Genomic DNA, 17,247 nt, shown 5'->3' with positions numbered 1-17,247 from the left:
CAACGTGAAATGCTCGGGCAAAGAGTGAATTGCCTTTCACGCCGTAGCGGCGTTGACTGCGTTCGAAAACCCCGGTCACTTACTGATGTAAGCTCCCGGGGATTTTCTCACTTGTCGCCTTGCTACAACGTGAAATGCTCGGGCAAAGAGTGAATTGCCTTTCACGCCGTAGCGGCGTTGGCTGCGTTCGAAAACCCCGGCAACTGATAGCCAGCGACCGGGGGTTTTTTAGCGCTTCTCCCAACCCCCTTCCTCGATTGAAAACCCCAGCGCCTGCATAAACGCATTCATCACGTTGCGGTCTTCGACGCCGACGTCGGAAATCCACCAGTGGTTGATTGCGGGGTTATCGCGGATCACTTCTTCAATCAGATAGTGCCCGACGCCGCGTCGACGCGTCACTTCCCGTACCCGCAATGAATCCATCGCGCCCTGATCGCCGGTCAGCGTCACCCGGACTGCGCCCAGCAGCCGTTCGTTAAAACGCGCGGCGTAAATGCGGTGGCCTTCATCAATCTTCAACGATGCGCTGGAGTATTCTGGCCAAATTTTGCCCAGGTCGATATGGTCCTGCGGCGTCAATGTCTGCAAACGAATAATAGTGAGTTTCATAGTGGCATCCCGAAGGCAGTTTGTCGGAGTGTATCCAAATTATTGACCATAACGCCTGCTCTTTTTTAACTGATTCAGCAGTTGAATAGTTTTTATCACGTATCAAAAGCAGTACGAATATTCCGGGAATGAAATTTAACCAGGTTTTTACTCTGACAGGTAGTGATTTATTCGGCTTAATGCACCAATATTTTATGCTGGAATATCTGCTTTTTTTTGTTTAACTCTGGCTGAATCCAGAATATTATCTTTGCTTAATGTCATGATATATAGACGTTTTAGCCTGTTGAATAGCGAAATTTAGCGCTAACTCATTAAAGAGACAGGTAAAAATAGTGTTGTTTACAAAAACAGCAGAACATTTTTTAACCATAATAAAACCAGAAATTTACAACTGGCACGAATGGGGATGCACGGAATGAAATACAACGCGAAAACACTACTCGCAGGGATGGTCGCGCTGGCACTGACTCACACGGCAGCAGCACAAGAGATTAAGGTCGCGGTCGTGGGTGCGATGTCCGGTCCGGTTGCCCAGTGGGGTGATATGGAATTCAACGGCGCGCGCCAGGCGATTAAAGACATTAACGCCAAAGGCGGCATCAAAGGCGATACCCTGGTGGGCGTGGAGTATGACGACGCATGTGACCCGAAACAGGCCGTTGCGGTGGCTAACAAAATCGTTAACGACGGCATTAAATACGTTATCGGCCACCTGTGCTCCTCTTCTACACAGCCTGCGTCCGATATCTACGAAGACGAAGGCATCCTGATGATCACCCCAGGTGCCACCAACCCGGAACTGACCCAGCGTGGCTATCAGATGATCATGCGTACCGCCGGGCTGGATTCGGCACAGGGCCCAACGGCAGCCAAATACATTCTGGAAACCGTTAAGCCGCAGCGTATCGCCATCATCCATGACAAACAGCAATACGGCGAAGGCCTGGCGCGCTCCGTTCAGGACGGCCTGAAAAAAGGCGGCGCGAATGTGGTGTTCTTTGACGGCATTACCGCGGGCGAGAAAGATTTCTCCGCACTGCTGGCGCGCCTGCAAAAAGAAAATATCGATTTCGTTTACTACGGCGGCTACTACCCGGAAATGGGCCAGATGCTGCGCCAGTCACGCGCCACTGGCCTAAAAACCCAGTTTATGGGCCCGGAAGGCGTGGGTAATGCGTCACTTTCCAATATTGCGGGCGATGCGGGCGAAGGCATGTTAGTGACGATGCCGAAACGCTATGACCAGGAAGCCTCCAACAAGGCTATCGTAGACGCCCTCAAAGCCGACAAAAAAGATGCCAGCGGCCCGTATGTGTGGATCACCTATGCCGCCGTACAGTCACTGGCAACTGCGATGGACAGAAGCGGTTCAAAAGAACCCGCTGATTTGATTAAGGACTTGAAACAACACGGGGCTGATACCGTGATTGGGCCGCTGAACTGGGATGAAAAAGGCGATCTGAAGGGATTTGAATTTGGTGTATTCCAGTGGCATGCCGACGGGTCGTCCAGCGTGGCGAAATAAATGCGCACCGTGGATCGCTGACCTGAACGAGTGAAAAAAGGTTACGTTATGTCCGAGCAGTTCCTCTATTTTTTGCAGCAAATGTTTAATGGCGTCACGCTGGGGAGTACCTATGCGCTGATCGCCATCGGCTACACCATGGTGTACGGCATTATCGGTATGATTAACTTCGCCCACGGCGAGGTGTACATGATAGGCAGTTACGTCTCCTTTATGATCGTCGCGGCGCTGATGATGATGGGTATTGACGCCAGCTGGCTGCTGGTGGGCGCGGCCTTTATCGGGGCGATTGTGATCGCCAGCGCCTACGGCTGGAGTATCGAGCGTGTCGCCTATCGGCCGGTGCGTAGCTCCAAGCGCCTGATCGCGCTGATTTCCGCCATCGGGATGTCCATTTTCCTGCAAAACTACGTCAGCCTGACCCAGGGCTCGCGCGATGTGGCGCTGCCGAGCCTGTTTAACGGTCAGTGGCTGGTGGGCAGCAGCGAAAACTTCACTGCCACCATCACTACCATGCAGTTGGTTATCTGGATCGTCACCTTCCTAGCGATGCTGGCGCTGACCCTTTTCATCCGTTACTCCCGCATGGGCCGCGCCTGCCGCGCCTGCGCGGAAGACCTGAAAATGGCCAGCCTGCTCGGTATTAATACCGATCGCGTCATCTCGCTGACCTTCGTGATCGGCGCGGCGATGGCGGCAGTCGCCGGGGTGCTGCTGGGCCAGTTCTACGGCGTGATTAACCCGTACATCGGCTTTATGGCGGGGATGAAAGCCTTTACCGCCGCGGTGCTGGGCGGCATCGGCAGCATTCCGGGCGCGATGATCGGCGGCCTGATCCTCGGCCTGACCGAAGCGCTGACTTCTGCCTACCTGAGTACCGAGTACAAAGATGTGGTCTCTTTCGCCCTGTTGATTGGCGTCCTGCTGGTCATGCCTACCGGTATTCTGGGCCGTCCGGAGGTAGAAAAAGTATGAAACCGATGCATTTTGCCATGGCGCTGCTCTCTGCCGTGATGTTTTTCGTACTGGCAGGCGTGATGATGGGCGTTCAGTTAAGCCTGTCCGGCACCAAACTGGTGGTGGATACCGCCTCTGCGATCCGCTGGGAGTGGATTGCGGTAGGCACGGCAGTGGTGTTCTTATTCCAGCTGCTGCGTCCTTTCTTCCAGAAAAGCTTTAAAAAAGTCTCCGGGCCGAAGTTTATTCTGCCAGCCATTGATGGTTCCACGCCGAAGCAGAAGCTGTTCTTGGTGGGGCTGCTGGTACTGGCGGTGGCATGGCCGTTTATGGTGTCGCGCGGTACGGTAGACATCGCCACCCTGACCATGATTTATGTGATCCTCGGCCTGGGCCTGAACGTGGTGGTGGGGCTTTCCGGCCTGCTGGTACTGGGCTACGGCGGTTTCTACGCCATCGGCGCCTATACCTTCGCGCTGCTGAACCACTATTACGGCCTCGGTTTCTGGACCTGTTTACCGCTGGCAGGCCTGGTGGCTGCGGCGGCAGGCTTCCTGCTGGGCTTCCCGGTGCTGCGCTTGCGCGGCGACTATCTGGCGATTGTCACCTTAGGCTTTGGTGAGATTGTCCGTATTCTGCTGCTCAACAATACCGAAGTGACCGGTGGCCCGAACGGCATCAGCCAGATCCCCAAACCGACGCTGTTCGGCCTGGAGTTTAGCCGCGCGCCGCGTGAAGGGGGCTGGGATACCTTCAGCAATTTCTTCGGCATGAAGTACGACCCCAGCGACCGCATTATTTTCCTTTATCTGGTGGCGCTGCTGCTGGTGGTAATCACTCTGTTTGTGATTAACCGCCTGCTGCGTATGCCGCTGGGCCGCGCCTGGGAAGCGCTGCGCGAAGATGAGATTGCCTGCCGTTCTCTGGGCCTGAACCCGACGCGCATCAAGCTGACCGCATTTACTATCAGCGCCGCGTTTGCCGGTTTCGCCGGGACGCTGTTCGCCGCGCGCCAGGGCTTTGTCAGCCCGGAATCCTTCACCTTCGCCGAGTCGGCGTTTGTACTGGCGATTGTGGTACTGGGCGGGATGGGCTCGCAGTTCGCAGTGATTCTGGCGGCTATCCTGCTGGTGGTGTCGCGTGAGCTGATGCGTGATTTCAACGAATACAGCATGTTAATGCTGGGCGGCCTGATGGTGCTGATGATGATCTGGCGTCCGCAGGGGCTGCTACCGATGACGCGTCCGCAGTTGAAATTGAAGAATGGGCACGTTGAAGGAGAGAAAGCATGAGTCAGCCACTTTTAAGCGTTGAAGGCCTGATGATGCGTTTTGGCGGTCTGCTGGCGGTCAACAATGTCTCTCTGGAACTGCGCGAGCATGAGATCGTGTCGTTAATCGGGCCGAACGGCGCGGGTAAAACCACGGTGTTCAACTGCCTGACCGGCTTTTATAAACCGACCGGCGGCACCATCAAACTGCGCGACAAGCATCTGGAAGGGCTGCCAGGCCAACAAATCGCGCGCATGGGCGTGGTGCGTACTTTCCAGCACGTACGCCTGTTCCGTGAAATGACGGTGATTGAAAACCTGCTGGTGGCGCAACATCAGCAGTTAAAAACCGGTCTGTTTTCCGGCCTGCTGAAAACCCCGGCGTTTCGCCGTACCCACAGCGAAGCGCTGGACCGCGCGGCGACCTGGCTCGACCGTATCGGGCTGCTGGCGCACGCCAACCGCCAGGCCAGCAACCTCGCCTATGGCGATCAGCGCCGTCTGGAGATCGTGCGTTGCATGGTGACCCAGCCGGAAATCCTGATGCTGGATGAACCGGCGGCGGGCCTGAACCCCAAAGAAACCAAAGAGCTGGATGAATTGATCGTCGAGTTGCGCGATCACCACAACACCTCCATTCTGCTGATTGAGCATGATATGAAGCTGGTGATGGGGATTTCCGATCGCATTTACGTGGTAAACCAGGGGACGCCGCTGGCCAACGGCACGCCGGAGCAGATCCGTAATAACCCTGATGTTATCCGCGCATACCTGGGCGAGGCATAAGATGGAAAAAGTCATGTTGTCTTTTGACAAAGTCAGCGCCCATTACGGCAAAATCCAGGCGCTGCACGATGTCAGTTTGCAGATTAAGCAGGGTGAAATCGTCACCCTGATCGGGGCCAACGGCGCGGGTAAAACCACGCTGCTCGGTACCCTGTGCGGCGATCCGCGCGCTACCAGCGGGCGCATTGTGTTTGACGGTAAAGATATTACCGACTGGCATACCGCGAAAATCATGCGTGAAGCAGTGGCGATTGTGCCGGAAGGGCGCCGCGTGTTTTCCCGGATGACGGTGGAAGAGAACCTGGCGATGGGCGGCTTCTTTGCCGATCGCCAGCAGTATCACGAGCGCATCGAGCGGGTATATCAGCTGTTTCCGCGCTTGCACGAACGGCGTATTCAGCGCGCGGGCACCATGTCCGGCGGTGAACAGCAGATGCTGGCGATTGGCCGCGCCCTGATGAGCCAGCCGCGTCTGCTGCTGCTGGACGAACCGTCGCTGGGCCTCGCGCCGATCATCATCCAGCAGATTTTCGATACCATCGAACAGCTGCGCGAAGAGGGGATGACCATCTTCCTGGTGGAGCAGAACGCCAACCAGGCGCTGAAACTCGCCGATCGCGGCTATGTGCTGGAAAACGGCCACGTGGTGCTATCCGATACCGGTGACGCGCTGCTGGCGAACGAAGCCGTGCGGAGCGCCTATTTGGGTGGATAAACGTTCTCTGAGCAGAGAAAAGGAGCCGCAATGCTCCTTTTCTTTTGGTAAACGCGGCTAATTAAGCCGGTACAACAACGTATTCGGTGAAATCACCGACTGCACGAAGCCGTAATGTTCGTAAAAATGCAGCGCCTTTTCGTCAATGGCGTGAACCATGATGGCTTTAATACCAATATGCTCGGCAATCTTTTCTACCCGATCGGTCGCATCTTTTAACAGCCTCTGTCCCACTTTGTGGCTTTGATACGCGACATCGACAGCCAGACGACCCAACAAAATAACAGGAATAGGGTCTGGCATATTCTGACGTAAGCCTCGTGTTGCGTGCGTATGATCGACAGAGCCAGAGGCCAGGCAATAATATCCCACAACAATGTTAGTTCCCGTCTGGCAGGTGACAAAAGTTCGGGATGCGTTCAACGTCTGGTTTTTAAAAGCGCGGCGCACCAGCCAGGTATCCAGCGTGGTATTGCCGCATTCAAACTCGGTTATGTCATGCTCCTGCGTCAGTAGTACCGGTTGCGTAACCTTTATTCCCATTCTGGCTTAACATCCTTTAAGCGGTTGCGTCCTTCGATATTTTCTAGCGGCGCTTCAAGCTGTTGAATAAAAGCGGCATAACGCTCATCGTCCAGCATAAAAACGCGCTGGTCGAGAATGATGTTCTGGGCCTCGTTATAGGCCAGCTCCAGAATAAAATCGGTGCGCGATTTATTTACCAGCGTTGCGGCATAGTCGATAACGGCACGCTCTTCATCGCTGGCGCGAAGATTGATCTGGTTTTCCCGCGGTAATTTTTTAGCACCAGCGGGGATGCGGGTTGAAGGCATATTTCCTCCTGTTAATGTACAGCCTGGTGGGTGAATTATAACCAAAGTGTAGCGGAATGCTATACGAGAAAAATAACTGTTAAAAACACCTGGCGGCTTCCGTCATCTTTCCATCATCCCCCTGCCATCCTGCCGACATCTCCCCGGCATCTTGCTGTCACCGTTTTGTAATCAAAAAGTTATTTTTCTGTCATTCGCGCGTGTCATGTTAGCTCGCGAGCATAAAACGCGTGGTTTCGCGCATCCGGCACAACAAGAGAGATAACCGCATGACATCGTTACGTACAGCTTCAGCTCTGGCGATTGGGATGGCGTTGGCCAGTCAGTCTTTCGCTGCTACCCCTATTCCGTTCTGGCATTCCATGGAAGGCGAACTGGGTAAAGAAGTGGAATCCTTAGCGCAACGTTTCAACCAGACCCACCCGGATTACCAGATTACCCCGGTTTATAAAGGCAACTACGAGCAGAGCCTGGCGGCCGGGATCGCGGCGTTCCGCACCGGTAATGCCCCGGCGATTTTGCAGGTGTATGAAGTCGGCACCGCGACCATGATGGCGTCGAAAGCCATCAAGCCGGTGTATGAAGTGTTCAGCGATGCGGGCATCACGTTTGACGAATCCCAGTTTGTGCCGACGGTTTCCGGTTATTACACCGACGCGAAGAGCGGCCACCTGCTGTCGCAGCCGTTTAACAGCTCCACCCCGGTGCTGTACTACAACAAAGACGCCTTCAAAAAAGCCGGTTTAGACCCGGAGCAGCCGCCGAAAACCTGGCAGGATCTGGCGGACTATACCGCGAAGCTGAAAGCCGCCGGGATGAAGTGCGGTTACGCCAGCGGCTGGCAGGGCTGGATCCAGATTGAAAACTTCAGCGCCTGGCACGGCCTGCCGGTCGCCACCGAGAATAACGGCTTTAACGGCACTCACGCGGTGCTGGAATTCAACAAGCCGGAGCAGGTGAAGCATATCGCCATGCTGCAAGCGCTGAACAAGAAAGGGGATTTCACCTACTTCGGCCGTAAGGATGAATCCACCGAGAAGTTTTATAACGGCGACTGCGCGATGACTACTGCCTCTTCCGGCTCGCTGGCGGACATCCGCCACTACGCCAAATTCAACTATGGCGTGGGGATGATGCCGTACGACGCCGACGCCAAAGGCGCGCCGCAAAACGCCATTATCGGCGGGGCCAGCCTGTGGGTTATGCAGGGCAAAGACAAAGAAACCTATAAAGGCGTCGCGGAGTTCCTCGACTTCCTGGCGAAGCCGGAAAACGCCGCCGAATGGCACCAGAAAACCGGTTATCTGCCGATCACCAAAGCGGCCTATGACCTGACCCGCGAGCAGGGCTTCTACGATAAAAACCCTGGCGCGGATATCGCTACCCGTCAGATGCTGAACAAGCCGCCGTTGGACTACACCAAAGGGCTGCGTCTGGGCAATATGCCGCAAATCCGCACCGTGGTGGATGAAGAACTGGAAAGCGTCTGGACCGGCAAGAAAACGCCTCAGCAGGCGCTGGACGCCGCCGTTGAGCGTGGCAACCAGCTGTTGCGCCGCTTCGAACAATCCACAAAATCCTGATAAAAATTCGCCCCTCACGCTGGACGCGCGCCGGGTGAGGGGTTTTTATTGAGTAACGCTATGTCCTCATCACGCCCGGTATTCCAGTCAGGCTGGTTGCCGTATCTGCTGTTATTGCCCCAACTTGCTATCACGGTGGTGTTTTTTATCTGGCCCGCCGGGGAAGCGCTCTGGTACTCGGTGCAAAGCGTCGATCCGTTTGGTTTATCCAGTGAGTTTGTCGGTCTGGATAACTTCCGCCAGTTGCTGAACGACAGCTACTACCTGGACTCGTTCTGGACCACCATGAAATTCAGCGCCATGGTGACGTTTTTCGGTCTGGTCAGCTCGCTGTTTTTTGCCGCGCTGGTGGATTACGTGGTGCGCGCCAGCCGCCTGTATCAGACCCTGATGCTGCTGCCCTACGCCGTCGCCCCCGCGATTGCCGCCGTGCTGTGGATCTTCCTGTTTAACCCCGGACGCGGGTTGATTACCCACTGGCTGGAGCTGATGGGCTATCAGTGGAATCACGCTCAGCATAGTGGCCAGGCGATGTTCCTGGTGGTCTTCGCCTCGGTGTGGAAGCAGATCAGCTATAACTTCCTGTTTTTCTTTGCCGCGTTGCAGTCGATCCCCCGTTCGCTGGTCGAAGCGGCGGCCATTGACGGCGCCGGGCCGGTGCGCCGGTTCTTTAAACTGTCGTTGCCGCTGATTGCCCCGGTGAGCTTCTTCCTGCTGGTGGTGAATCTGGTTTACGCCTTTTTCGACACCTTCCCGGTGATCGACGCCGCTACCGCCGGTGGGCCGGTGCAGGCGACCACCACGCTTATCTACAAAATCTACCGCGAAGGTTTTGCCGGGCTGGATCTGTCGGCATCGGCGGCGCAGTCGGTGGTGCTGATGGCGCTGGTGATTGTGCTGACGGTGGTGCAGTTCCGCTACGTTGAAAAAAGGGTGCGATACCAATGATAGAACACCGTCGCGGGCTGGATATCTTCAGCCATTGCATGTTGATCCTCGGTATCACCGTGATCCTGTTTCCAATGTACGTGGCATTTGTGGCCGCCACGCTGGACAACAAAGCGGTATTCGAGACCCCAATGACGCTGATCCCCGGCGGTCATCTGTGGGAAAACCTCAGCCATATCTGGCAACACGGCGTGGGGGCCAACAGCGCGCCGTTCGGCCTGATGCTGTTTAACAGCCTGGTGATGGCGTTGACCATCACGGTCGGCAAAATCGCGGTATCGATCCTGTCGGCGTTCGCCATCGTCTGGTTCCGCTTCCCGCTGCGCAATCTCTGCTTCTGGATGATTTTCATCACCCTGATGCTGCCGGTGGAAGTGCGTATTTTCCCGACGGTGGACGTGATCGCCAACCTGAAGCTGCTCGACAGTTATACTGGGCTGACCCTGCCGCTGATGGCATCCGCAACCGCCACCTTCCTGTTCCGCCAGTTCTTTATGACCCTGCCAGATGAACTGATTGAGGCGGCGCGCATTGACGGCGCATCGCCGATGCGCTTTTTCCGCGACATCGTGCTGCCGCTCTCCCGTACCAACCTGGCGGCGCTGTTCGTCATCACCTTCATCTATGGCTGGAACCAGTATCTGTGGCCGCTGCTGATCGTCAGCGACGTCAATCTGGGCACCGCCGTCGCGGGTATTAAAGGGATGATTTCAACCGGCGAGGGCAGCACCCAGTGGAACCAGGTGATGGCGGCGATGCTGCTGACGCTGATCCCGCCGGTGGTGATTGTATTAGTGATGCAGCGCGCGTTTGTGCGCGGCTTAGTGGACAGTGAGAAATAACATGGCTGGATTAAAGCTACAGGCAGTATCCAAAAGCTGGGATGGCAAAACCCAGGTGATTAAGCCGTTGACCGTGGACGTGGCGGACGGCGAGTTTATCGTGATGGTCGGCCCGTCGGGCTGCGGAAAATCCACGCTGCTGCGCATGGTGGCCGGGCTGGAGCGCGTGACCAGCGGCGATATCTGGATTGATAACCAGCGGGTCACCGAACTGGAGCCAAAAGCGCGCGGCATCGCCATGGTATTCCAGAACTACGCGCTGTATCCGCATATGAACGTCGAAGAGAATATGGCGTGGGGCCTGAAAATTCGCGGCATGGGCAAGAGCCATATCGAGGCGCGGGTCAATGAAGCGGCGCGTATTCTGGAGCTGGATGGCTTACTGAAACGCCGCCCCCGCGAGCTGTCCGGCGGGCAGCGCCAGCGCGTGGCGATGGGCCGTGCTATCGTGCGCGATCCGGCAGTGTTCCTGTTCGACGAACCGCTTTCCAATCTTGACGCCAAGCTGCGGGTGCAGATGCGCCTTGAGTTACAGCAACTGCATCGCCGCCTGAAAACCACCAGTCTTTACGTTACCCACGATCAGGTTGAAGCCATGACGCTGGCCCAGCGTGTGATGGTGATGAATAAGGGCATCGCCGAGCAAATCGGTACGCCGGTTGAGGTCTATGAACGCCCCGCGTCGCGCTTTGTGGCGAGCTTTATTGGCTCTCCGGCAATGAACTTGCTGGAGGGGCGCGTCAATGCCCAGGGCACCCATTTTGACGCCGATACACTCAGCCTGCCGCTGGGCGCGCGTCATCTGGGGCTGGCCGGGCGCGTGGTGACCCTGGGTATCCGCCCCGAGCATATTGCGTTAAGCTCACAGGCCGCAGGCGGCGTGCCGCTCATGGTGCAAACCCTGGAGATGCTGGGCGCGGATAACCTGGCCCACGGGCGTTTTGGCGAGCAAAAAGTGATTGTGCGTCTTGCGCATCAGCACCGGCCTGCGGCGGGCTCGACGCTCTGGCTGCATCTGCCGCCGGAGCATCTGCACTTTTTCGATGGTGATACAGGACAACGTCTATGAATAACTGGCCTTACCCTGCGATTGTCGCCCACCGGGGCGGCGGCAAGCTTGCTCCCGAAAATACCCTGGCGGCTATCGATGTGGGGGCGCGTTATGGGCATACCATGATTGAGTTTGACGCCAAGCTTTCCAGAGACGGGCAGATCTTTCTGCTGCATGACGACACGCTTGAGCGTACCAGCAACGGCTGGGGTATCGCCGGCAATCTCGACTGGGACGACCTGCTGAAAGTCGATGCCGGTAGCTGGTACAGCGGCGAATTCAAAGGCGAAGCGCTGCCGCAGCTGAAGGACGTCGCCGCGCGCTGTCGCGAGCACGGTATGATGGCGAACATAGAAATCAAACCCACCACCGGCGTTGACGCGCAAACCGGGAAAGTGGTGGCGCTGGCGGCGCGTGAGTTATGGCAGGGTATGACGCCGCCGCTGCTGTCGTCGTTTTCCGTGGCGGCGCTGGAAGCCGCTCAACAGGCTGCGCCGGAACTGCCGCGCGGATTATTGCTGGATGAATGGCACAGCGACTGGCGTGAGTTAACGTCACGCCTCGGTTGTGTGTCGATTCACCTGAATCACAAACTGCTGGACGAAGCGCGGGTTGCGGCGCTGAAGGCGGCGGGGCTAAAAATCCTGGTTTACACCGTTAACAATCCCCAGCGCGCCGCCACGCTGCTGCGCTGGGGAGTGGATAGCATTTGCACCGATCGCATCGACGAGATCGGCCCGCATTTTACAGCTTAAGGACCGATAGTTTTCAGCGGGATATTGGGCTGCGGCATGGTGGTCACCCCCTGATTACTCAGGGTGCCGTTATTAGGCCGCAGCATGTCGCCGTTGGTTTGGCTGGGCAACATATGCTGCTGATTATTCAGCATCCGGTCCTGGCTGGATGAGCCATTGTTCAGCATACTGCCGCCGGTATTGGGCAGGATCTGCTGGGTTTGCGGGTTCAGCTCGCCCGGCGCGGACTCTCTGATGCGCTGATTATTGGTGTTGATCTGCGATTCCAGATGCTGCTGCTGAACCCGGTTCTGGGTTTGCAATTGCTGGTTCAGCATCCCTTTCTGCTGGATTTGCTGGCTCTGCATCTGGTTTTGCATCCGCTGCTCGCTTGGATTGACGAACCCCGGCTGATTCGGGTTATTCAACACATTAATCGGCTGTGCAAAGCTACAGGGCGACAAGAGCGCCGCCAGAATTAACAGTTTTTTCATCATCATTCCTCCTCGTGAAGGATCTTTTAAGTTTACTCGCTTTCCGGCGTGACGATGCTTTTTTAAGAGTTGTGAACCAGGCTTAAGCGGGGGACGAGCCCCGTTAAACCCGGAGAACAACAATGAAGATGATGTGGAAAGCCCTGCCTGCATTACTCATGGGTCTGTGTCTGTCGGCGTTTGCCACGCCGCCCCCTACAGCCGCTCCCGTTTCCTATGGCGTGGAAGAAGATGTGTTCCATCCCGTTCGCGCGCAGCAGGGGATGGTCGCCTCCGTGGACGCTACCGCCACAAAAGTGGGTGTTGATATCCTGAAAAAAGGCGGCAACGCGGTGGATGCTGCCGTCGCGGTGGGATTCGCTCTGGCGGTGACGCATCCGCAGGCCGGTAATCTCGGCGGCGGCGGGTTTATGATGCTGCGCACCAAAGACGGCAACACCACCGCCATTGATTTCCGTGAAATGGCCCCGCAAAAAGCCACCAAAGATATGTTCCTCGATGCTGCCGGTAACGTCGACAGTAAAAAATCCCTGACTTCCCATCTCGCTACCGGTACGCCGGGGACCGTGGCGGGCTTTGCGCTGGCGCTGCAAAAATTCGGCACCTTGCCGTTAAACCAGGTGGTGCAGCCAGCGATCCTGCTGGCGCGTGATGGGTTTGTGGTCAACGACGCGCTGGCGGACGATCTCAAAACCTACGGCAGCGAAACGCTGCCTAATCATCCCGGCAGTAAAGCCATCTTCTGGAAAACCGATGGCAACCCGCTACAAAAAGGTGACAAGCTGGTGCAAAGCAATCTCGCCAAATCGCTGGAGATGATTGCCGAAATCGGGCCAGATGCGTTTTATAAAGGCACGATTGCCGAACACATTGCCGACGAGATGGCAAAGAACGGCGGGTTGATTAGCAAGGAAGATTTAGCCAACTACAAAGCGGTAGAGCGGACGCCAATCAGCGGTGACTACCGTGGATACCAGGTATTTTCCATGCCGCCGCCGTCCTCTGGCGGGATCCACATCGTGCAGATCCTCAATATCCTGGAAAACTTCGACCTGAAGAAATATGGCTTTGGCAGTGCCGACACAATGCAAATCATGGCCGAAGCGGAGAAATTCGCCTATGCCGACCGTTCGGAATACCTGGGCGACCCGGATTTTGTGAAGGTGCCCTGGCAGGCATTGACGGATAAAGCCTACGCCAAAACCCTGGCAGACCAGATCGATCTGGCGAAGGCGCGCCCGTCGAAAGAGATCAAACCCGGCAACCTCGCGCCTTATGAAAGTAACCAAACCACCCATTTCTCGGTGGTGGATAAAGACGGTAACGCGGTGGCGGTGACCTATACCCTGAACACCACTTTCGGCAGCGGGATTGTCGCCGGGGACACCGGTATTCTACTGAATAACGAAATGGACGACTTCTCGGCGAAGCCGGGCGTACCAAACGTCTACGGCCTGGTCGGCGGCGAAGCAAACGCGGTGGGGCCGAATAAGCGCCCGCTGTCGTCAATGTCGCCTACCATCGTGGTGAAAGACGGGAAAACCTGGCTGGTCACGGGTAGCCCCGGCGGCAGCCGTATTATCACTACTGTGTTGCAGATGGTGGTTAACAGCGTCGATTTTGGGATGAACATCGCCGAAGCTACTAACGCGCCGCGTTTCCATCATCAATGGCTACCGGATGAGCTGTGGGTCGAGAAAGGCTTTAGCCCGGATACCCTGAAGCTGCTGAAAGCCAAAGGCCAGAACGTGGCGGTGAAAGAAGCGATGGGCAGCACGCAAAGCATCGTCGTCGGGCCAGATGGCGCATTGTATGGCGCTTCCGATCCACGCTCGGTAGATGATTTGACGGCGGGATATTAATCTCTATACGCCCCAGACCGGGCGGTTAAATTCTGCCCGGTTATCACTTCTCCTTATAATTAATGGGTATAAGACTTACCCCTTTTTTATGATTTAAACGTGAATTTACCCGCCTCGCTTGTATACCTTTTGTCCATCCTGCCGATAACTGCTGTATCTGGTGGAAAATCCACCTTGTATACAAAGGAAATAGTTATGGGTTTACTTCAACATTTCACCATCCGTTCCGTCATGGTCGCCATCCTGGGGCTGCTGTGCTTGTTGTGGAGCGGTGCCGGGCTGTTTAGCGTGTACTCGCTGAACCACATGAGCCAGGGAAATGATGTGGATCGGCACCTGGTGCGCCAGATGACGGTGCTCAGTAAAGGCAACGATCAATATTTCCGTTTCGTTACCCGGCTTGCGCGCGTGATGGAAGGAACAAAACCGGGCGCGCTGCCCGATCCGACGGTAATGAAACCGGTGCAGAAAGCGCTGGAGAACATGGCGCAGGAACTGGCGCAGTTTAAAGCACTGTCATCGGGCCCGATGGATAAAGCCACGTCGGATAACGTCATCACCAACTGGCAAAAGCTGCTTGATGAGGGCGTTACCCGCCAGTTCCAACTGGCCCAGCAGGGCGATATCGACGCGTTTCGTGCCCATGCGAATAACATTACCCCTGCGCTGAGCCGCGCGTTCGGTGCCAGCGCTGAGGAATTCAACGCCAGTGCGGGCCGGATGCTGGATGACACCCGCGTGACGGTGGATAACCAGACCTCGCTCACCCGCATCATCATTATCGCCAGCGTAGCGCTGGGCGTGCTAATGCTGATCCTCGCCGACCGCTATCTGGTGACGATGCTGGTGCGCCCGCTGAATCGGGTGCGCGATCACTTCCAGCTTATCGCCAACGGCGATCTCAGCCAGCCGGTGCCGCTTAAAGCCAGCCGCAACTGCGTCGGTAAACTGGTGCCGTTGCTGACCGCGATGCAGGACAGCCTGCGCGATGCGGTCAACGCAATCCGCCAGGGCAGCGAGCATATCTGGCACGGCGCACGGGATATCTCCGCCGGTAACCAGGATCTCTCAACCCGAACCGAAGAGCAGGCATCGGCGCTTGTGGAAACCGCCGCCAGCATGGAGCAACTGACCGCCACCGTTCAGCACAACGCCGATAACGCCCACGAAGCCAGCCAGCTGGCGCAGAAAGCGTCGGCAACCGCCAGCAAGGGCGGGAAACTGGTCGGTGATGTAGTCGCCACCATGAACGGCATTTCAGGCAGTTCGAAGAAAATCGCCGATATCACCACGGTGATTAATAGCATCGCCTTCCAGACCAACATTCTGGCGCTCAACGCCGCCGTTGAAGCGGCACGTGCAGGCGAACAGGGGCGTGGTTTTGCTGTGGTAGCCAGCGAAGTACGCAACCTGGCCAGCCGCAGCGGGCAGGCGGCGAAAGAGATCGAAACGCTGATTACCGATTCCGTTAACCGGGTGGAAAAGGGCGCGGATTTGGTCAACCAGGCGGGCATCACGATGGCGGAAATCGTTGATGCCGTGGCGCAGGTGACAGCGATTATGCAGCAGATCGCCTCGGCGACCGACGAGCAGAGTAAAGGCATTGCCCAGGTGGGCGTGGCGATCACTCAGATGGATAGCGTGACGCAGCATAACGCGGCGCTGGTTGAGCAGGTTTCCGCCGCCGCCGCCAGCCTGGAGCGGCAAACGGCGGAGTTGCAGCAGTCGGTTGAGCACTTCCGTTTGGTGGAGCGAACGCTCACCGCGCCAGAGGATAAACCGTCCTCCAGACCGGCACCACGCAAAGCAACGGCGCAAGAAGAGTGGGTGACCTTTTAATTCGCAGAATAACCCGAAAAAGGGATAGAGCGGCGCACCTCTTCGTTATATATTTAATTATATATCGAAGAGGGTAAGGCGATGAATCATTTTGGTAAAGGGTTAATGGCCGGTCTTGCCGCAAGGCAGGCCGCCAGCGCGCAGCATGCAGCCCGTTTTTGCGTGGATTACAAACGCGGCTTCGTACTGGGCTATACGCATCGTATCTATGAAAACACCGGTGACAAGCTGCTCAGCGCGTGGGAGGCGGGCTTGTTGACCCGCCGCTACGCGCTGGATAAAGACGCGGTAATCGACTTCTTTACCGAAACCCAGGCGGGTTCGTCACGGCGCTTTTTTATGGCGGGCTATCGGCTGGGCGGGCAAACCGTTAACGCGGTGGGCGCAGGCGAGCCATAAAATAAGCGTCAACGTACTCGCCATCGCGCAAACCGTACTGCTTGCCGGTGCCTTCGATTTCAAAGCCGAGCTTTTGGTACACCGCGATGGCCGGGGCGTTATCGACAAACACCGTGAGTTCGATGCGCTCAATACGCAGCCAGTTGTCACACATAGCAATCATCTCGCGCAGCAGGGCGGTGGCGATGCCCTGGTTATTGCGCGCGGAATCGACACAGATACCGAAACTGGCGACGTGGCTGCGGCGCGGACGCGTTTCGGCAGCAATAACCAGATGCCCAGCGATCTGGTGATCCACAATGGCAACCAGGTGGTAATGGCCGGGCGTTTTAAAATTCATGCGCTCCTGCCACATTGTCAGGGAAGGATGGGGAACCTGTAGCGTGTTGTAATACACCTCCGGTTGGGTGAACAGGCGATGTACCGCCTCCACATCTGATGGTTCGGCGTGCCGTATCACAATCTCACTCATCCCTTTTACCCTCAATACGTTACAAAACCCCTTAAACATCATTGACTTTTTAATTTTGGTCAATCTGTTTTTTTTCAAAAAAAAGCTGGACACATGCGAATGATAATGATTATTATTGTCATGCGTTCAGGGAGACCCTACGGTGTAAACCTGAAAGCACGACATTGCTCACATTGCTTCCAGTATTTCTTAGCCAGCCTCGAGCTGGCTTTTTTTTGTCCTGAATCTGGTCTCGTAAACTCATTCACATTTTTTGAACAGAGGCGTCAATTTTCGCCCTCTATCATCAACAGCGCTTCCGGTCCACACTACTTCCATCGCA

General features: G+C 56.2%; 18 protein-coding genes. 13 read left to right on the top strand and 5 right to left on the bottom strand.

Annotation, left to right across the window (positions count from 1 at the left end):
- Positions 1–228 precede the first annotated feature (228 nt).
- Positions 229–612, bottom strand: a complete 384-nt coding sequence (gene panM / locus RT120_RS09110; RefSeq protein WP_125292611.1) for an aspartate 1-decarboxylase autocleavage activator PanM — start codon at positions 610–612, stop codon at positions 229–231.
- 418 nt (positions 613–1,030) lie between these two features.
- Between panM and livK the strand changes: the two genes are divergently transcribed.
- The 5 genes from livK to livF are packed head-to-tail and all read left to right on the top strand — an operon-like array spanning position 1,031 to position 5,868.
- Positions 1,031–2,140, top strand: a complete 1,110-nt coding sequence (gene livK, locus RT120_RS09105) for a high-affinity branched-chain amino acid ABC transporter substrate-binding protein LivK (RefSeq protein ID WP_312981988.1) — start codon at positions 1,031–1,033, stop codon at positions 2,138–2,140.
- 48 nt (positions 2,141–2,188) lie between these two features.
- Positions 2,189–3,115: a high-affinity branched-chain amino acid ABC transporter permease LivH gene (livH, locus tag RT120_RS09100; protein ID WP_125292609.1), complete on the top strand. Its 927-nt coding sequence runs from the start codon at positions 2,189–2,191 to the stop codon at positions 3,113–3,115.
- On the top strand, positions 3,112–4,389 hold the full coding sequence (locus RT120_RS09095) for a high-affinity branched-chain amino acid ABC transporter permease LivM (protein WP_312981987.1): 1,278 nt from the start codon (positions 3,112–3,114) through the stop codon (positions 4,387–4,389). The genes livH and RT120_RS09095 overlap by 4 nt, the downstream gene beginning before the upstream one ends.
- Complete coding sequence (gene livG / locus RT120_RS09090; RefSeq protein WP_312981985.1) at positions 4,386–5,153, top strand: high-affinity branched-chain amino acid ABC transporter ATP-binding protein LivG; 768 nt, start codon at positions 4,386–4,388, stop codon at positions 5,151–5,153. The genes RT120_RS09095 and livG overlap by 4 nt, the downstream gene beginning before the upstream one ends.
- A 1-nt stretch (position 5,154) precedes the next feature.
- A complete protein-coding gene (gene livF, locus RT120_RS09085) occupies positions 5,155–5,868 on the top strand; it encodes a high-affinity branched-chain amino acid ABC transporter ATP-binding protein LivF (RefSeq protein WP_125292606.1) in 714 nt (237 codons plus the stop codon).
- Positions 5,869–5,925: 57 nt separating this feature from the next.
- Here the strand turns inward: livF and RT120_RS09080 are convergent, their stop codons facing one another.
- Both RT120_RS09080 and RT120_RS09075 read right to left on the bottom strand, forming a co-directional pair.
- Positions 5,926–6,411 (bottom strand): GNAT family N-acetyltransferase, encoded by a 486-nt coding sequence (locus RT120_RS09080; RefSeq protein ID WP_312981984.1) that lies wholly within the window; start codon positions 6,409–6,411, stop codon positions 5,926–5,928.
- Positions 6,402–6,701 carry a DUF1778 domain-containing protein gene (locus RT120_RS09075; RefSeq protein ID WP_312981983.1) on the bottom strand — a complete coding sequence of 100 codons (300 nt, stop codon included), beginning with the start codon at positions 6,699–6,701 and terminating at the stop codon, positions 6,402–6,404. The genes RT120_RS09080 and RT120_RS09075 overlap by 10 nt, the downstream gene beginning before the upstream one ends.
- A gap of 269 nt (positions 6,702–6,970) precedes the next feature.
- On the opposite strand from RT120_RS09075, the gene ugpB reads away from it, so the two are divergent.
- From ugpB to ugpQ, 5 genes are read left to right on the top strand one after another with little or no spacing between them, the layout of a single operon-like run.
- Positions 6,971–8,284, top strand: coding sequence for a sn-glycerol-3-phosphate ABC transporter substrate-binding protein UgpB (ugpB, locus tag RT120_RS09070; RefSeq protein WP_312981982.1), 1,314 nt, complete (start codon positions 6,971–6,973; stop codon positions 8,282–8,284).
- Positions 8,285–8,344: 60 nt separating this feature from the next.
- Positions 8,345–9,232, top strand: a complete 888-nt coding sequence (gene ugpA, locus RT120_RS09065; protein ID WP_312981981.1) for a sn-glycerol-3-phosphate ABC transporter permease UgpA — start codon at positions 8,345–8,347, stop codon at positions 9,230–9,232.
- On the top strand, positions 9,229–10,074 hold the full coding sequence (ugpE, locus tag RT120_RS09060; RefSeq protein ID WP_312981979.1) for a sn-glycerol-3-phosphate ABC transporter permease UgpE: 846 nt from the start codon (positions 9,229–9,231) through the stop codon (positions 10,072–10,074). The genes ugpA and ugpE overlap by 4 nt, the downstream gene beginning before the upstream one ends.
- A gap of 1 nt (position 10,075) precedes the next feature.
- Positions 10,076–11,143, top strand: coding sequence for a sn-glycerol-3-phosphate import ATP-binding protein UgpC (locus RT120_RS09055; RefSeq protein ID WP_312981977.1), 1,068 nt, complete (start codon positions 10,076–10,078; stop codon positions 11,141–11,143).
- A complete protein-coding gene (gene ugpQ / locus RT120_RS09050; RefSeq protein WP_312981976.1) occupies positions 11,140–11,880 on the top strand; it encodes a glycerophosphodiester phosphodiesterase in 741 nt (246 codons plus the stop codon). Before RT120_RS09055 ends, ugpQ begins: the two co-directional genes overlap by 4 nt.
- Here ugpQ and RT120_RS09045 read toward each other — a convergent pair.
- The gene (locus RT120_RS09045; RefSeq protein ID WP_312981975.1) at positions 11,877–12,353 is read right to left on the bottom strand and encodes a DUF2756 family protein; all 477 of its coding nucleotides are present in this window, start codon (positions 12,351–12,353) and stop codon (positions 11,877–11,879) included. The two genes, ugpQ and RT120_RS09045, sit on opposite strands and share 4 nt — an antisense overlap.
- Before the next feature lie 122 nt (positions 12,354–12,475).
- On the opposite strand from RT120_RS09045, the gene ggt reads away from it, so the two are divergent.
- The 3 genes from ggt (at position 12,476) to RT120_RS09030 (ending at position 16,453) form a co-directional block, all read left to right on the top strand.
- The gene (gene ggt, locus RT120_RS09040) at positions 12,476–14,215 is read left to right on the top strand and encodes a gamma-glutamyltransferase (protein ID WP_312981972.1); all 1,740 of its coding nucleotides are present in this window, start codon (positions 12,476–12,478) and stop codon (positions 14,213–14,215) included.
- Between the two features lie 195 nt (positions 14,216–14,410).
- On the top strand, positions 14,411–16,054 hold the full coding sequence (locus tag RT120_RS09035; protein ID WP_312981970.1) for a methyl-accepting chemotaxis protein: 1,644 nt from the start codon (positions 14,411–14,413) through the stop codon (positions 16,052–16,054).
- Positions 16,055–16,135: 81 nt separating this feature from the next.
- Positions 16,136–16,453, top strand: coding sequence for a DUF2623 family protein (locus RT120_RS09030; RefSeq protein WP_312981969.1), 318 nt, complete (start codon positions 16,136–16,138; stop codon positions 16,451–16,453).
- Here RT120_RS09030 and yhhY read toward each other — a convergent pair.
- Positions 16,425–16,925 carry an N-acetyltransferase gene (gene yhhY, locus RT120_RS09025; RefSeq protein ID WP_312981968.1) on the bottom strand — a complete coding sequence of 167 codons (501 nt, stop codon included), beginning with the start codon at positions 16,923–16,925 and terminating at the stop codon, positions 16,425–16,427. The genes RT120_RS09030 and yhhY overlap by 29 nt on opposite strands.
- Between the last annotated feature and the right edge of the window lie 322 nt (positions 16,926–17,247).

Source organism: Atlantibacter sp. (genome assembly GCF_032062175.1).
GTDB lineage: Bacteria > Pseudomonadota > Gammaproteobacteria > Enterobacterales > Enterobacteriaceae > Atlantibacter.
This window is presented reverse-complemented; position numbering and strand designations above follow the sequence as displayed.

Coding starts and splice junctions, on each gene's coding strand:
- ggt (WP_312981972.1), top strand. CDS start 12,476: ATGAAGATGATGTGGAAAGCCCTGCCTGCATTACTCATGGGTCTGTGT.
- livK (WP_312981988.1), top strand. CDS start 1,031: ATGAAATACAACGCGAAAACACTACTCGCAGGGATGGTCGCGCTGGCA.
- RT120_RS09095 (WP_312981987.1), top strand. CDS start 3,112: ATGAAACCGATGCATTTTGCCATGGCGCTGCTCTCTGCCGTGATGTTT.
- RT120_RS09055 (WP_312981977.1), top strand. CDS start 10,076: ATGGCTGGATTAAAGCTACAGGCAGTATCCAAAAGCTGGGATGGCAAA.
- RT120_RS09075 (WP_312981983.1), bottom strand. CDS start 6,701: ATGCCTTCAACCCGCATCCCCGCTGGTGCTAAAAAATTACCGCGGGAA.
- ugpA (WP_312981981.1), top strand. CDS start 8,345: ATGTCCTCATCACGCCCGGTATTCCAGTCAGGCTGGTTGCCGTATCTG.
- livF (WP_125292606.1), top strand. CDS start 5,155: ATGGAAAAAGTCATGTTGTCTTTTGACAAAGTCAGCGCCCATTACGGC.
- livG (WP_312981985.1), top strand. CDS start 4,386: ATGAGTCAGCCACTTTTAAGCGTTGAAGGCCTGATGATGCGTTTTGGC.
- ugpE (WP_312981979.1), top strand. CDS start 9,229: ATGATAGAACACCGTCGCGGGCTGGATATCTTCAGCCATTGCATGTTG.
- RT120_RS09030 (WP_312981969.1), top strand. CDS start 16,136: ATGAATCATTTTGGTAAAGGGTTAATGGCCGGTCTTGCCGCAAGGCAG.
- RT120_RS09080 (WP_312981984.1), bottom strand. CDS start 6,411: ATGGGAATAAAGGTTACGCAACCGGTACTACTGACGCAGGAGCATGAC.
- RT120_RS09045 (WP_312981975.1), bottom strand. CDS start 12,353: ATGAAAAAACTGTTAATTCTGGCGGCGCTCTTGTCGCCCTGTAGCTTT.
- RT120_RS09035 (WP_312981970.1), top strand. CDS start 14,411: ATGGGTTTACTTCAACATTTCACCATCCGTTCCGTCATGGTCGCCATC.
- ugpB (WP_312981982.1), top strand. CDS start 6,971: ATGACATCGTTACGTACAGCTTCAGCTCTGGCGATTGGGATGGCGTTG.
- panM (WP_125292611.1), bottom strand. CDS start 612: ATGAAACTCACTATTATTCGTTTGCAGACATTGACGCCGCAGGACCAT.
- ugpQ (WP_312981976.1), top strand. CDS start 11,140: ATGAATAACTGGCCTTACCCTGCGATTGTCGCCCACCGGGGCGGCGGC.
- livH (WP_125292609.1), top strand. CDS start 2,189: ATGTCCGAGCAGTTCCTCTATTTTTTGCAGCAAATGTTTAATGGCGTC.
- yhhY (WP_312981968.1), bottom strand. CDS start 16,925: ATGAGTGAGATTGTGATACGGCACGCCGAACCATCAGATGTGGAGGCG.